This window comes from Gordonia sp. N1V, assembly GCF_029269935.1.
In the GTDB taxonomy this organism is placed as follows: domain Bacteria; phylum Actinomycetota; class Actinomycetes; order Mycobacteriales; family Mycobacteriaceae; genus Gordonia; species Gordonia polyisoprenivorans.
In genome coordinates this window covers 68869-82330 of sequence record NZ_JARJDD010000001.1, presented here as the reverse complement: position 1 = coordinate 82330, position 13462 = coordinate 68869, and the positions used below count along the sequence as shown (strand labels likewise).

The 13462-nt window shown below is 66.4% G+C and carries 16 protein-coding genes; 9 read left to right on the top strand and 7 right to left on the bottom strand.

Annotated elements, in window-relative coordinates; translation table 11 throughout:
- Positions 1–119 precede the first annotated feature (119 nt).
- A complete protein-coding gene (locus P3L18_RS00390; RefSeq protein WP_020170980.1) occupies positions 120–518 on the top strand; it encodes a YchJ family metal-binding protein in 399 nt (132 codons plus the stop codon).
- A 15-nt stretch (positions 519–533) separates the two neighbouring features.
- Here P3L18_RS00390 and pcaC read toward each other — a convergent pair whose 3' ends face one another.
- Genes pcaC through pcaH form a run of 4 tightly spaced genes read right to left on the bottom strand, consistent with a single transcriptional unit; the run spans position 534 to position 3456 of the window.
- On the bottom strand, positions 534–917 hold the full coding sequence (gene pcaC / locus P3L18_RS00385) for a 4-carboxymuconolactone decarboxylase (RefSeq protein WP_006369660.1): 384 nt from the start codon (positions 915–917) through the stop codon (positions 534–536).
- Positions 914–2119 carry a lyase family protein gene (locus P3L18_RS00380; RefSeq protein ID WP_276112924.1) on the bottom strand — a complete coding sequence of 402 codons (1206 nt, stop codon included), beginning with the start codon at positions 2117–2119 and terminating at the stop codon, positions 914–916. The genes pcaC and P3L18_RS00380 overlap by 4 nt, the downstream gene beginning before the upstream one ends.
- 3 nt (positions 2120–2122) lie before the next feature.
- Complete coding sequence (gene pcaG / locus P3L18_RS00375; protein ID WP_014360282.1) at positions 2123–2674, bottom strand: protocatechuate 3,4-dioxygenase subunit alpha; 552 nt, start codon at positions 2672–2674, stop codon at positions 2123–2125.
- Entirely contained in the window at positions 2674–3456 is a 783-nt protein-coding gene (gene pcaH, locus P3L18_RS00370; RefSeq protein ID WP_006369657.1) for a protocatechuate 3,4-dioxygenase subunit beta, read from the bottom strand. The genes pcaG and pcaH overlap by 1 nt, the downstream gene beginning before the upstream one ends.
- Positions 3457–3539: 83 nt before the next feature.
- Here pcaH and P3L18_RS00365 point away from each other — a divergent pair, with 83 nt between their 5' ends.
- Both P3L18_RS00365 and P3L18_RS00360 read left to right on the top strand, forming a co-directional pair.
- Positions 3540–4292 carry an IclR family transcriptional regulator gene (locus P3L18_RS00365; protein ID WP_006369656.1) on the top strand — a complete coding sequence of 251 codons (753 nt, stop codon included), beginning with the start codon at positions 3540–3542 and terminating at the stop codon, positions 4290–4292.
- Between the two features lie 57 nt (positions 4293–4349).
- On the top strand, positions 4350–5816 hold the full coding sequence (locus P3L18_RS00360; RefSeq protein ID WP_276112923.1) for a glycosyltransferase family 39 protein: 1467 nt from the start codon (positions 4350–4352) through the stop codon (positions 5814–5816).
- An 8-nt stretch (positions 5817–5824) separates the two neighbouring features.
- Here the strand turns inward: P3L18_RS00360 and P3L18_RS00355 are convergent, their stop codons facing one another.
- Together P3L18_RS00355 and P3L18_RS00350 are read right to left on the bottom strand one after the other, a co-directional pair.
- Positions 5825–6457 (bottom strand): DUF2461 domain-containing protein, encoded by a 633-nt coding sequence (locus tag P3L18_RS00355; RefSeq protein ID WP_276112922.1) that lies wholly within the window; start codon positions 6455–6457, stop codon positions 5825–5827.
- Between the two features lie 36 nt (positions 6458–6493).
- A complete protein-coding gene (locus P3L18_RS00350; RefSeq protein ID WP_276112921.1) occupies positions 6494–7807 on the bottom strand; it encodes a GNAT family N-acetyltransferase in 1314 nt (437 codons plus the stop codon).
- Between the two features lie 233 nt (positions 7808–8040).
- Here P3L18_RS00350 and P3L18_RS00345 point away from each other — a divergent pair, with 233 nt between their 5' ends.
- From P3L18_RS00345 to P3L18_RS00335, 3 genes are read left to right on the top strand one after another with little or no spacing between them, the layout of a single operon-like run.
- The gene (locus P3L18_RS00345; RefSeq protein ID WP_271353484.1) at positions 8041–8292 is read left to right on the top strand and encodes a BatC protein; all 252 of its coding nucleotides are present in this window, start codon (positions 8041–8043) and stop codon (positions 8290–8292) included.
- A gap of 9 nt (positions 8293–8301) precedes the next feature.
- Positions 8302–9537: a cupin domain-containing protein gene (locus tag P3L18_RS00340; RefSeq protein ID WP_276112920.1), complete on the top strand. Its 1236-nt coding sequence runs from the start codon at positions 8302–8304 to the stop codon at positions 9535–9537.
- Positions 9534–10451, top strand: a complete 918-nt coding sequence (locus tag P3L18_RS00335) for a sucrase ferredoxin (RefSeq protein ID WP_020170987.1) — start codon at positions 9534–9536, stop codon at positions 10449–10451. The genes P3L18_RS00340 and P3L18_RS00335 overlap by 4 nt, the downstream gene beginning before the upstream one ends.
- On the opposite strand, the gene P3L18_RS00330 is transcribed toward P3L18_RS00335, so the two are convergent.
- On the bottom strand, positions 10428–11117 hold the full coding sequence (locus tag P3L18_RS00330; RefSeq protein ID WP_240523948.1) for an MBL fold metallo-hydrolase: 690 nt from the start codon (positions 11115–11117) through the stop codon (positions 10428–10430). The genes P3L18_RS00335 and P3L18_RS00330 overlap by 24 nt on opposite strands.
- Positions 11118–11461: 344 nt before the next feature.
- Between P3L18_RS00330 and P3L18_RS00325 the strand changes: the two genes are divergently transcribed.
- The 3 genes from P3L18_RS00325 to P3L18_RS00315 all read left to right on the top strand — a co-directional run bounded on the left by P3L18_RS00325 (position 11462) and on the right by P3L18_RS00315 (position 13450).
- Complete coding sequence (locus P3L18_RS00325; RefSeq protein ID WP_006369646.1) at positions 11462–11701, top strand: hypothetical protein; 240 nt, start codon at positions 11462–11464, stop codon at positions 11699–11701.
- 198 nt (positions 11702–11899) lie between these two features.
- The gene (locus tag P3L18_RS00320; protein ID WP_006369645.1) at positions 11900–13231 is read left to right on the top strand and encodes an ammonium transporter; all 1332 of its coding nucleotides are present in this window, start codon (positions 11900–11902) and stop codon (positions 13229–13231) included.
- Positions 13232–13450: a hypothetical protein gene (locus tag P3L18_RS00315; protein ID WP_276112919.1), complete on the top strand. Its 219-nt coding sequence runs from the start codon at positions 13232–13234 to the stop codon at positions 13448–13450.
- The last annotated feature ends 12 nt before the right edge of the window (positions 13451–13462 follow it).

Genomic DNA, 13462 nt, shown 5'->3' with positions numbered 1-13462 from the left:
CGCCGAATCTTCCGGTCCCCGGCGGGGATGTCAAGGGCGGGATGAGATGGGCGATTTCCCGACCGTGGAGCTCGGTGCGATCCCGAGGCGTTGCGACCGGACGGGATACGCTGGCACTCATGCGTGTGGTGTCATCCGATGACCGATGCCCGTGTACCTCCGGGCTGACCTTCGGCGAGTGCTGCGGACCGCTTCTCGCGGGTCGGCGGCGCGCACCGACCGCGCAGGCATTGATGCGATCACGATTCACCGCGTTCGCCGTCGGCGATCGGGAGTACCTGCTTACCACCTGGCATCGACGTACCCGCCCCGGCGATCTCGAACTCGACGACGAGATAGACTGGTATCGCCTCGACGTCACCGAGACCTCCGGCGGCGGTCCGTTCGACGATGCAGGCGAGGTGTCCTTCGTCGCCCACCACCGAGCCGACGGAGCGCGCCGGACGATGTCCGAGCACAGTCGCTTCATGCGCGAGCACGGCCGGTGGTACTACGTCGACGCGCTCGGGGTGAGGTGATCGATCGGGGGTGACTCAGATTTCCTCGGCGAGCACGGTCGAGGCGATGCGGAATGCGGAATTGGCATCGGGCACCCCGCAATAGATGGCGCTCTGCAGGATGACCTCCTTGATCTCCTCGACGGTCAGTCCGTTGCGGCGGGCGGCGCGGATGTGCATGGCGAGTTCTTCGTGATGGCCGCGCGCGATCAACGCGGTGAGGGTGATCATCGACCGGCTGCGCCGGTCCAGTCCCGGGCGCGTCCAGACCGTTCCCCAGGCATAGCGGGTGATGAACTGCTGGAACTCCTCGGTGAGGTCGGTGATGGCGGCGTTCGCCCGGTCCACGTGGGCGTCGCCGAGAACCTCACGGCGGACCGTCATTCCGGCGTCGTAGGGATCGGTGTACGGATCGGTCACGAATGGGCCCCTTCGAGATAGCGGTGCGCGCGCGCCACGACGTCGTCGACCAGGATGTCGGTGGCGCCGAGATAATCCGGCGACGCCGCATGTCCCGCCAGTCGTGACATCGTGTCCTGCTCGGTCAGAATGCCCTGGGCCGATGCGAGATTGGCGGCGGCGCGGTCGGGATGGAACTGTACACCGATCAGCAACTGCGCGGACTGGGCGGCGGCGGTGACGGTGTGACGGCTCAGGGTGCGCAGCGTCGACCACTCGGCGTGCCAACCCCCGTCGGAGCGTTCGTCGATGCTCGCCGCCGACGCGGCATGCAGGGTCGCGGCGAGGCCCGGTGCGGCCAGCGCGGCCCGTCGGAGCAACACCGTGAGGACGGGATTGTTCTTGTGCGGCATCGTCGATGACCCGCCACCGCCGCCCTCGGTGAACTCGCCGATCTCGGGACGTCCGGCGATCGCCAGATCACCTGCGAGGTGCCCCCATGCGTCGCAGCAGGTCACCAGCGCGTCACCGATGCGGGTGGTGGTGGCGCGGGTGGTGTGCCACGGCGGTGAAGCTGCCAGACCCACGGTGCCTGCCGTTGCGGTCACCAGTGCCCGCGCGGCCTGCACCGAACCGGTCAATTCGACCGGTGCTGCGAGAGTGCCTGCGGCGCCACCGATCTGGACGGGAATCGGCGGGAGGGCGTCGAGGGTGTCGGCGGCGTCGAGGATGGCGGTCAGCCATACGCCGAACTTGCGTCCCGCGGTGCTCGGCAGTGCCGGCTGGGTCAATGTGCGCGTCAGCAGGGGAGCGTCACGGTGGGCCTCGATCAGTGCCTGTAGCGCCCGGACCTGCGTCCGCACGTGGTCCTCGACGCGGCGCAGGACGTCTCGCACACACATCATGAGTGCCGTGTCGAGGGTGTCCTGACTGGTCAGGCCCCGGTGCAGCCACCTTGCAGCGGTGTCGCCGGTGCGCGAGCGCAACAATGACACCAGGCCGCTGACGGGGTTGCCGTCGGCCTCGGCGTCCACGGCGATGGCCGTGAGATCGTCGGCCCCGACGAGTGGACGGAGGTCCGCTGCTGCCTCGGCGGGTGCCACACCGTTGCTGACAAGTGCTGTCAGCCAAGCGTTCTCGACCTCGATGAGGGCCCGCAAGAGCGCTTCGTCGCTCATCAGGTCGTCGGCGCGGTGATCGCCCGGCCAGAACAGATCGCTCAACGTCTACTGTCCCGGGTAGTGGAGGAAGACGGTCTCGTCGGCACCCTGTAAGCGCAGGTCGAAACGGAATCCGTCGGCATCGGCCGCCGCGATCAGGGTGGCGCGCCGATCCTCGGGTACGCCGGCCAGGAAAGGATCCGCCTCGGCGAGCGGACCTGGCAGGTAGGCGCGGGTGAACAGTCGATGCAGCAGGCCGCGACCGAACACGGTGATCAGGAAGTATGGTGCGGCGCCGTCGATCGGTCCGGGTTGGACTGTGCTGAACGAATATTCGCCGGCGTCATCGGTGGCGCAGCGTCCCCAGCCGGTGAAGGTCCACCCGTCTCGGCGAAGCGATCCGGCTCGCTGCACGACGGTGCCGTCGGCATCGGCCTGCCAGAGTTCGAGCAGCACGTCCGGGATGGGTTGGCCGTGGCCGTCGGTGACGAGTCCGTGCAGGCGGATCGAGCCGGGGGATCGTGGCGGCACCAGCTCGTTGTCGCCCTCGAAGGGCAGTGCGTACCCGTAGAACGGTCCGATGGTCTGAGCGGGTGTGGGCGGCAGCAGGGCGGTCATCAGTTCTCCTCGTCGTCGAGCGGGGTGCGATTGCTGCCGGTGAGCACGATGTCCCAACGGTAACCGGTGGACCATTCGTGACTGGTCACGTCGTGATCGTAGGCGGCGACGAGGCGCTCACGTGCCTTCGCGTCGACGATCGACTGGTAGATCGGGTCGAAGGGGAACAGCGGGTCGCCCGGGAAGTACATCTGGGTGATCATCCGCTGCGTGAAATCGGTTCCGAACAGCGAGAAGTGGATGTGCGCGGGCCGCCACGCATTGTGGTGGTTCTTCCACGGGTAAGGGCCGGGTTTGATGGTGGTGAAGCGATAGTTCCCGTCCTCGTCGGTCAGGCACCGCCCGACGCCGGTGAAGTTGGGGTCGATCGGCGCGTGGTGCTGGTCCCGCTTGTGGATGTAGCGCCCGGCCGAGTTCGCCTGCCAGATCTCCACGAGCTGGCGACGCACCGGCCGGCCCTGACCGTCGAGAACACGACCGGTCACCACGATGCGCTCACCGATCGGCTCGCCGCGATGCGCGATCGTGAGGTCGGCTTCGAGTTTGTGGACATCACGTTCGCCGAACACCGGCGAGGACAGCTCGAGGGTCTCCGGATCGGCGTGGTGCGGGTCCTTGGTCGGATGGCGCAGCAGGCTGCTGCGATAGGGCGGATAGTCCAGACGCGGCTGGGTCTCCTCGATGCCGGCGTGCTGATATGCGGTCTCGATCGCGGTGATCTCACCGCTGATCTCCCGCTGGCTCGCCGACGCGCTGTCGGGGTTGGTGTTGAGGGCTGTCATGTGGCTCACAGTAGGTCGGTCGGTGTGAACCGGGAAAGAGTAGGCTTCCGCTGAGCGGAAAGCGTGTGTCAGAAGGAGTGCTCATGGCCGGCAACACCTCGATCGCCGGGGCCACCGTCACCTCGCGCGTCCTGGCGATCATCGGGGCATTCGACGAGCGCCACCGAGTGCTCACGCTCAGCGAACTCGCCCGGCGCTCGGGGCTGCCGGTGGCGACGACGCACCGACTCGCGGCCGAACTCGTCGCCGGGGACGCGTTGGCCCGCCGTCCCGACGGCCGGTTCGTGGTCGGTCGACTCCTGTGGGAGGCAGGCCTGCGCGCACCGGTCACGGGCCGACTCAAGCAGGTCGCGGAGCCGTTCCTGCACGACGTCTATGCGGCGACGCTGGCGACCGTGCACCTCGCGGTTCGCGATGGAGCCCAGGTGCTCTATGTGGAGCGGATGGCCGGGCGTGCCTCGGTGCCGATCGTCAGCACCGTCGGCAGTCGGCTCCCGTTGCACTGCACCGGCGTCGGCAAGGTGCTGTTGGCGCACGCACCGGATGATGTTGCCGCAGAATCGATGTCGAACCTGGTGCGGATCACCGCGCACACCATCACCTCGCCGGATGTCCTCGCACGTCAACTCGAGGACATCCGGGCACGCCGATACGCCACCACCAGCGAGGAGATGTCGCCCGGAGCCTGCTCGCTGGCCGTGCCGGTGATACCGGTCAGCGATCCGACGTCGGTGGTCGCGGCCATCGGGGTCGTGGTACCCACGCTCAAACGGGACCGCAATCGGCTGCTCGCGGCGCTGCAGGTCGCCGCGAGTGGTATCGGGCGGCAACTGTGATCGCCGTGCTCACGCGGGAACGGCACCCGGCACGTGTCTGTGGGCCATCATGACAGGGTGACCTCGACGACGGCAGAGGTGCCGCAGCGACCGGCTACGGTATCGGTCGCCGGCATCGCCGTGCTGCTCGTCGTCGTTCTGCTCGCCCTGTCGGGCCGTTACGGGTATCACCGCGACGAGCTGTACTTCCGGGTCGCCGGCCAACATCCGGCGTGGGGGTATGTCGACCAGCCGTTCATGACGCCGATGCTCGCGCGTGTGGGAATCGCGGTGTTCGGGGACTCGCCGCCGGGGCTGCGCGTCCTCCCGGCACTTCTCGCGGGGTCGACCGTGCCCATCGTGGCGTTGCTCGCGCGGGAATTGCGGGCCGGCCCGCCAGCGCAGGTGCTGGCCGCCGTCAGCGCGATGGTTCTGCAGGGTGGGCACATGTTGTCGACTCCCACCACCGACGTGCTGACCTGGTTGGTGATCTCACTGCTGGTCGTCCGGATGCTGCGGTGCGCGGAACCACGCTGGTGGGTGCCGATCGGGTTGGTGAGTGGGTTGGCGGTGGACAACAAACTCACGGTCGGGATTCTGCTCGGTGCCATCACGGTGACGTTGCCCGTCGTCGGGCCGCGCGTCGTGCTGCGTTCGTGGTGGCTGCCCGTTGGCGCGGTACTCGCCGTTCTCGTGGCCCTGCCGACCATCGGATGGCAAGTGGTACATGACTTTCCGCAGGGACGGGTCGCGTCCTCGATCGCCGGCGATGACGGGTTCACCGATCGGGTGCTGTTCGTGCCGATGCAACTGGTGCTGCTCGGCCCGTTGATCGTGCCCCTCTGCGTGGCGGGGTGGTGCGCGCTCTGGCACGATTCACGGATCCGATATGCCAGGCTGTTCGCTCCGGCCTACCTCCTGGCGGCCGTCGTCGTGATCGTGGCCGGCGGCAAGTTCTACTACACCGCAGGCCTTCTGCTCGTGCTCATGGCGGCCGGTGCGCAACCGGTGGTGGAGTGGGCACGTACGCCCACCCGACGACGGCTGCTCGTCGCCGGGTCGATCGTCACCGTCGTCTCGAACGCCGTGATCGCGCTGCCGGTGCTACCGGTCGGCCTGGTGGGAATCGTCAACCCGGTCAACAAGGAACAAGGCGAACAGGTGGCGTGGCCGGAGTTCGCCGCAGCGGTCGACAGCGTGTGGTCGGCGATCCCGGCCGATCAGCGTGAGCGCGCCGTGGTGGTGACCGCCAATTACGGCGAGGCCGGGGCGATCGAGCGCTTCGATTCCGGGCTGCCGGTGTATTCGGGACACATGAGCTACTACGACTGGGGCCCGCCGCCCGACGCGCGAACCGGGCCGGTCCTGCTGATCGATCACCTCGGTGACACCGGACTCCGGGACCTCGTCGGATCATGTTCACTCGCAGTACGTTTCCGGAACCACGAGCACCTCGACAACGACGAGGACGGCGTCGGCATCTGGCGATGCGACCCGCCGCACGAGCCGTGGTCGCAGGTGTGGCCGCGCTTCCGGCACACCTGAGGGTCTCCTCATGCATTGCCGTGTCGCAGAATCCATTCGATCAATGGCGTGGTGGTCCGCCAGTCGACCCGAACGCGGTCGACGAGATCGGCGGTATGGATGACCGGATCGAACCCGTAGTCTCGCATGACCGTGATCGTCTTGTGTCGCAGCAGATCGATCCGCGGATGATCCCGGTCGAATCCCCGCGGCGCGGTCTTGAGCTTGTCGCCGCCGACTTCCCAACCCGCGTCGGACACCTCGCCGACGATCCGCTCCAGCTCGGTTCCGCTGCGTTCGTTGACGATCGCGGCGCGGATGGCGGTGAGCCGGTCGGCCGAGGTGTCGTAGATACCCCCGCCGACCCGGACCCCGGGCGCACCGATCTGCACGTAATACCCGGTGGCCGGCGCGACCGCGACGTATGCGCCCTGATGGGTCTTGTAGGGAGATTTGTCCTTGGCGAACCGCACATCCCGATACGGCCGGAACAGTTTGGCCTCACCGAATTCCTCGGCGAGGTCTGCGGTCAGCGCAGCCATCGGTTCGGCCACGGCCGAGGAGTACGTGGCCTTGTGCGCCGTCCAGAATGCCTTCGTGTTGTCGATCTCGAGATCGTCGTAGAAGTCCAACGCAGCCTCGGGAAAACCGGTGAAGCCCATGACGTCAGCTTAGGGTGCCGACCGTGGCTGCGGTCGTCACAGCCGAGCGAGCTGGTCGATGTCGTCGAGAAAATCCGCCACCACGTCGGAGGCGACGGTCGCTCGCGTCGCCGAGAGGGCGTTGAGGTAATCCGCGGTGGACGGACCGTCGGACTTGTCCGGTGCGTCGTCGCGCAGGGCCCGTTCGAGTGCGTCCTGTGCTGCGCGCCGGGCAGCGTACTCGATATCGGCAGGCGTCAGACCGTCGCTGGCTGCCACGAGGCGTTCCACGTCGACGCCGCGCGCCGCGGGCGGCAGATACCTGTTCCAGATGGCCGCCCTGGCCTCCTGATCGGGAAGACCGATCGGGATGACGTAGTCGAATCGTCCGTGCCGCAGGAACGCCGTGTCGAGTGCACGGATGAAATTCGTGGCACAGATCAGCAATCGGCCAGGGCTGGAACGGAATTCGGGAATGAGTTTGAGCAGTTCGTTGGTCACGCCCTGTCCGGCGTGGGCCGGTTCGCCGGTGCGTCGGGACGCGATCTCCTCGACTTCGTCGATGAACACGACCACCCGGTTGATCTCCGCGATACGACCGAAGGTGTCCCGTAACCCCGATGCGAGGCCACCTCCGTCCACCGCCAGCCGAGAGGGGAAGACCTCGACGAACGACCAGCCGAGTCGCGCGGCGACCGCCTTGGCAAAGGTGGTCTTGCCGGTTCCCGGTGGTCCGAACAGGATCACCGCCCGCGGTGGCACGACGCCGAACCGCACGGCGAGATCGGGCCGGTCGAGCGGGGTGATGAGCCGCAGTTCGAGGAGTTCTTTCTCGCGGTGCATGCCACCTACCGCAGTCCACAGATCCGGTGGGAGAGTGTGGCCGCCCAGCTCACGGAGCACGGCGAGTTCATGCGCACTGACGGTGACCATCCGCTCCAGATAGCGCAGGTTCTCCCGTGCGGAGAAGCCCTCGCGCACATAGTCGTCGAAACGGGCCTCGTCGCTGGACACGATCGCCGAGAGGCGGTCGAGCCCCAACGGTCCCATCTTGCGAGCCAGATGATTCACCAGCGCGCTCGCCACCGTCGAATCGTGACGGCTCGGTGTCACACCGAAGAACACGATCCACCCCTGAGCATGCGCGGCCCGGCCGACGATCGCGCCGACGACGGTCTCGTTGTCGTCGACAGCCACCAGAGCATGATCCTCACGGCAGGACGCGAGCACCTCCGACAGCGAATAGACGGCATCGGCGGGGCGCGTGACGGTCCGCTCCCAGAGATCGACGATCCCGTCGATGTCTCCCGGATGGAAATCCCGGGTGTGCGGTGGTGACGGTGTCGGGTCATCGCTGATCGTGGAACTCATGTTCTGCCTTCCGCTGTGTCGACGAATCGCCACAGCCTAGGGGTTACCCGCGGGTTGGACCAGCGAATTCCGAGGTGCCCGGAGAGCGGCATTCGTGCTGGTGGACGGCGTCGTGACGAGGAGCCGGACCGTCGACGATTTCGGTGGGACGGCCCCATGGGTCCAAAGATGTGCTCATAGTGGAGGTGAGGGCGGTGCCGTACGGGCACGCCCCGTTCGAGGAAGGATCACCGATGGCACTCGATGACGACGACATCACCACCTCCGGCCCCGGCGGTGAGGGACCGGCCGACGGCGGCTCCAACCCCGGTGGCCACGACGGCGGAGCCGACGGAGCCGCCGGTGGGGGAGAGGGGCCTGCCGACGGTGGTTCCAACCCGGATGGCCACGATGGCGGAGCCGACGGCACCGCAGACGGTGAAGGTCCGGCCGACGGTGGCTCCAACCCCGGTGGCCACGACGGCGGAGCCGACGGAACTGCCTGAGCGACAGCGATGTTGGAACGCTGCATCGCGATCGACCCCGATGTGTTCGCTCGCGAGCATTGGGGTCGATCGCCGTTGCTGAGTCGCGCGGTGAATCTACCGCGCGACTTCGTCGACCTCCTCTCACCCGCTGCCGTCGACGAACTCCTCGCCGAACGCGGCGTGCGCACGCCCTTCATCCGCATGGCCAAGGAGGGCACGCTGCTCGCCCGCGAGAGATATGTGGGTCCGGCGGGTTTCGGGGCCGAGATGCCCGACCAGGTGGACTCGGCAAAGGTGTTGGCGCAGTTCGCCGACGGAGCCACGATCGTCCTACAGGGACTACACCGGCTGTGGCCCCCGGTCATCGACCTCGTCCGTGGCCTCGTCGACGATCTCGGTCATCCGGTGCAGGCCAACGCCTATGTGACCCCGCCCAGCAATCGGGGATTCGATCCCCACTACGACGTCCACGATGTGTTCGTTCTCCAGATCTCCGGCGAGAAACATTGGACCGTGCACGCACCGGTGCACCTCGATCCGGTGGACTCGCAACCATGGACCGACCATCGCGAGGACATCGAGCGGCGGACCGACGACCCGCCCGTCATCGACACCGTCCTGCGCAGCGGCGATGCGCTCTATCTGCCCCGGGGTTGGGTACATTCGGCCCGGGCGTTGGGCACCACGTCGATCCATCTCACCATCGGCACCGCCGCACTCACCGCGCTCGATGTCCTCGGAGCAGTGGTCGAACAGCTCACCGAACTTCGTGAATTACGCGAATCATTGCCCATGGGAATCGATCTCACCGATCCGGACGCGACTGCGGCGCTGGTCGGCAAGACACTGTCCGCAGCCCTCGAGGCGGTGCGGGACCGCTCCACGGAGATCGAGTCGGGGGCCGCCGAGATACTCGCCCACCGGCACGCCGATCGCACCCGGCCGGCGTCGGTACGTCCCCTCGCGACGGGGGAGGCGTTGTCGAACCCGGCATCGGTGGGTACGGTGCAGTGGCGACAGGGGCTGGCCGCAGTGGTGGTCGAGGTCGCCGGCCGCGTCGAGCTCCGCCTCCCGGATCGGACAATGAGCTTTCCCGGATTCTGCGCGGACGCTCTCGTCGAGGTGCGTCGCGGGACAGCGGTGCGCGGCGACCGGCTACCGGGACTCGACGCCGCCGACGGGGAAATCCTGCTGCGTCGGCTGCTGCGCGAGGCGGTCGTCGTACCGGCGCCCAGAAGTACTGAGACAGAACAAGAGTCATGACCGATCGCCGCCCGTGCAGTGATCAGTCCCTCGCTCGTGACGATCCGATGTACGGTACCGCGTCGGCGGGCTCCTCATGGCTGCTGCTCGAACTCTCCGGTCCGTGGGGGCCGTCGGCATTCCTCACCTCGCCGTCGGTCCTCGACCCCGACCTGGGACGCGCCATCGTGCGCCGCGTCGAGTCGGCGGGAATGCGGATCGTCGCGATCCGCAGACCGGGCCGACGACCACCGACACCTCGATGGCGGTGGTTCGTCGTCGACGCCCGCCCCGGACACGAATCGGTGCGTCGTGGTGAGGTATCGGGTCCGGCCGACTATGTGGACCTTGCGCTCAACGGGTCGGCCGGTGAGGTCTCCCGCGATCCCGTCGTCGCGGTCTGCGCCCACGGCAAACACGATCAGTGCTGTGCGGTGCGCGGTCGTGCCGCCACCGCCGCGATCGCCGAGGCCTATCCCGAATGGACATGGGAGTGTTCGCATCTGGGCGGTGATCGCTTTGCCGCGACGATGCTCGTGCTTCCGCACGGACTCTGTTACGGGCGGGTCGATTCGGCAACCGATCCCGCGATGCTGATCCGGCACTATACGGAAGGACGACTGGTCGACTCGTTGCTTCGTGGCCGTACATCACTGCCGCACGCGGTACAGGCGGCCCAGCATTTCGTGCGTGAGCAGACCGGCGAGGATCGGATCGATGCGCTCGAGCCGCTCGATGTCCGGCACGAGGACCACCGCATCATCGTGGCCCTGACAGGTCCGCACGGACCGATCGAGGTCGTGCTCACCGAACACCTCACCGATCCGCTGTACTCCAATTGTTCTGCGCGCGTGGCGGGTCGGGTGCGCCAGTTCGTGCTGGTGTCGATCGCCGGGCTGTCGTCGGAGAGCTCAGATGCCGGCGAGTTCGCGTGACTCGCCGAGCTCCATCGTCTCCAGTGGTGTTGCGGTCAGCGAGTTCTCACCCAAGAACATGCCGGTCGTCGACTTGCCGGCATCGCTGAGCATCAGGTCATGAATGGCGATGCTGCGCTGCGGTTTCACCGCCCGCACATAGTCGATGGCCTGCTCGGTGGAGATCCACGGTCCACTGACCGGTAGGAGCAGGGTGGTGATCGGTCGTCCGGGGTTCAGGTAGGCGTCACCGGGATGGAAGACGGTGCCGTCGATCAGGAAACCGATGTTGTCGACCACGGGGATCTCGGGATGGATCACTGCATGATCGGTGACGAATGCCTCGACCGTGAATCCGGCGATGTCGAGGGTCTGATCGGTCGAGATCGCATGTACCTGGTCGGCGACCTCCGAGAGGGGCTCGGCGATCGAGGCCGGGCCGTACAACTGCAGCTCGGGGTGATCACGCAGGGCCGCAAGGATCTTCTCGACATCGAAATGGTCGAAGTGCTCGTGGGTGATCACGACGGCGTCGGCGTCGGCCAACAGTTCCGCGGCATTCGGCGTGAAGGTGCCGGGATCGACGAGGAGCGTCGAGCCGTGATCGGTCACGGTGATGGTGGCGTGGGTGTGCTTGGTGAGAAGCATGACGACCTCCGATGATCGGAAAGCTGGTGGGACTGCCATCGACACTACTGTCGTGGAGGAGGTTGTCGAGTCCGGGTCCGGCCGTACAGGGCAGGGACGCGATACGGACAAATACCTCGAAAAGGGTTAGGGTGAACGCTTTTTCGTCATCGCCGGCAGTATGTCCGACTGACGTCGGGCACCGTCGGTTGTGAGAGGATCAGACGATGGGCGACACGGGCGATGGACGGCGTGTCCGACCCGGTCGCGCAGGTCGGACCCGAGGCCGTCGAGGACCGGTGACGATCCTGTTCGGCCTACTGATCCCGGTGGTCGTGACGGGGTGTCTGATCGCCGGGGGGATCAGCATGGTCACCGCTGCGACGACATGCGCAGGAGAACCGATGACCACCACCGAGGAGTGTGTGCACTTCGGTCGGGAAGGTGAGGAACTCATCGACAAGGGCGATCCGCTTCCGCCGCACGCCTCCAATGTGTCCGACCGGAGTCACGAGGCCAGATCGAATCGGGTATTCGGCGGATTCCTGATCGCGATCGGGGTGGGCTTCGGTGCCTTCTACCTGACCGCGGTGGGTCGCCCGCTCGTGCAAGCATATCGGCGGCGGCGCAAGCGAAGGGGCTGACGGTCCGCACAGAGCACAGAGCACCGAGCGCCGGTCCCGGCCGATGGTCGTGACTTCTATGTCGGGAAAGCGTACTTTACGATCCGTTTACCTTTGGTGACATCGTCGACCCATCACCGGCCTAATCTCACCACTGCGTACACCGTCGGTACGCCTTGTTCAGTGAGAAGAAACAGTTCGCGTGCCGGGAGGTTCGATTTGTCCACCGAGGTCACCGACGCCATCACCACGATGGCGTCGGTCAACAACGAGTTCTTCTACTGGGTCTCCATCGCATTGATGATGTTGATCCACGCCGGGTTCCTGGCGTACGAGGTGGGCGCCTCGCGGTCGAAGAACGTATTGGCCACCGCCATGAAAAACCTGCTCGCCTTCGCCACCATCGTGGCCTCGTTCTACTTCGTCGGGTGGTTCCTCTACAACGCGATGCCCAGCGGTTTCATCGAGTTCAGCGATGCCGCCAAGGCCGCGCTTCCGTGGAGCGACAACATGGGACCCAACGTCGAGGACTCGGCCAGCGGCATCTTCTGGGGTGCGTTCGCCCTGTTCGCCGCGACGACCGGCTCCATCATGTCCGGAGCGGTGCTGGAGCGAATCCGCACCAGCGCATTCCTCGTTCTCACCGTGCTCGTCGGCTCGGTGGTGTGGATCATCGGCGCGGCGTGGGGTTGGCACGGCGCCGGCTGGATGCTGACGAAATTGGGGTTCCATGACGTCGGAGCTGCCGGTTGTGTGCACATGATCGCCGGATTCGCCACTCTCGGAATACTTCTCAACCTCGGTCCACGCATCGGCAGGTTTCGCGCCGACGGGTCGGCGGTCACCATCCGACCCCACAATCTGCCTCTGACGATGCTCGGCCTGATGTTGATCTTCACCGGATTCTTCGGCTTCCTGATGGGCTGTGTCATCTACGGGCCCGGCGGTTACGCGACGATCTACGGAAGCCCGACCACGTTGTCCGCGTTCGCCTTCAACACGTTGATGGGTCTGGCCGGTGGCATCATCGGCGCCTACCTGACCTCGCGCGGCGAGCCGTTCTGGACGATCTCCGGCGGGCTGGCCGGGGTGATCGGCGTCGCGTCGGGCATGGATCTCTATCACCCGGCACTGGCGTTCATCATCGCCCTGGGTGCAGGAGCGTTGATCCCGTTCATCGGAAAACTGTTGGAGAAGTTCAAGATCGACGACGTCGTCGGTGCGGTCTCGGTCCACGGGGGTATCGGATTGTATTCGGTGCTCATGGCCGGGGTGTTCCTGGCCGGCTACCCCAACACCGACGGCAACCCGTCGATCTCGTTCTGGGGACAGGTCGTGGGCGCGCTGACCTTCGTCGCGCTCGGCTTCATCCCCGCCTACCTCGTGTCCCTTGCCCTGAAGAAGGTGGGGATGCTGCGCATTCCACCCGAGGTGGAGGAGCAGGGACTCGACCTCACCGAGGTTCCCGCCACGCCGTATCCCGAGGGCATTCCGGTCACCGTCATGCGCACCACCGACGAGTTGCTCGTCGCCACCGAGGAGGTCAAGTAAATGTTCAGTCCCATCGAGTCCTACGACGGAGCCTCTGTGGTGTTCACCTTCGGCGGGTTCTCCGTCGGGGTGTGGATCGTCTTCGTGCTCGCGGTGCTCCTGTTCGTCGCCTTCTTCGTCCGCATGGTGCGTCACGAGAATCACGCGTACAAGTCGATCATCGAGAACACGCCCGTGGAGAGGGGGCCGGCGGCCGAGGGAGAACCGCCGGCCTACTGACCCTGAGGCCCG

Excerpts from the sequence above, each read along its gene's own strand:
- P3L18_RS00340 (WP_276112920.1), top strand. The coding sequence starts at position 8,302 with ATGTTGGAACGCTGCATCGCGATCGACCCCGATGTGTTCGCTCGCGAG.
- P3L18_RS00330 (WP_240523948.1), bottom strand. The coding sequence starts at position 11,117 with ATGGCAGTCCCACCAGCTTTCCGATCATCGGAGGTCGTCATGCTTCTC.
- P3L18_RS00390 (WP_020170980.1), top strand. The coding sequence starts at position 120 with ATGCGTGTGGTGTCATCCGATGACCGATGCCCGTGTACCTCCGGGCTG.
- P3L18_RS00315 (WP_276112919.1), top strand. The coding sequence starts at position 13,232 with ATGTTCAGTCCCATCGAGTCCTACGACGGAGCCTCTGTGGTGTTCACC.
- P3L18_RS00345 (WP_271353484.1), top strand. The coding sequence starts at position 8,041 with ATGGCACTCGATGACGACGACATCACCACCTCCGGCCCCGGCGGTGAG.
- pcaG (WP_014360282.1), bottom strand. The coding sequence starts at position 2,674 with ATGACCGCCCTGCTGCCGCCCACACCCGCTCAGACCATCGGACCGTTC.
- P3L18_RS00350 (WP_276112921.1), bottom strand. The coding sequence starts at position 7,807 with ATGAGTTCCACGATCAGCGATGACCCGACACCGTCACCACCGCACACC.
- P3L18_RS00355 (WP_276112922.1), bottom strand. The coding sequence starts at position 6,457 with ATGGGCTTCACCGGTTTTCCCGAGGCTGCGTTGGACTTCTACGACGAT.
- P3L18_RS00335 (WP_020170987.1), top strand. The coding sequence starts at position 9,534 with ATGACCGATCGCCGCCCGTGCAGTGATCAGTCCCTCGCTCGTGACGAT.
- P3L18_RS00365 (WP_006369656.1), top strand. The coding sequence starts at position 3,540 with ATGGCCGGCAACACCTCGATCGCCGGGGCCACCGTCACCTCGCGCGTC.
- pcaH (WP_006369657.1), bottom strand. The coding sequence starts at position 3,456 with ATGACAGCCCTCAACACCAACCCCGACAGCGCGTCGGCGAGCCAGCGG.
- P3L18_RS00325 (WP_006369646.1), top strand. The coding sequence starts at position 11,462 with ATGACCACCACCGAGGAGTGTGTGCACTTCGGTCGGGAAGGTGAGGAA.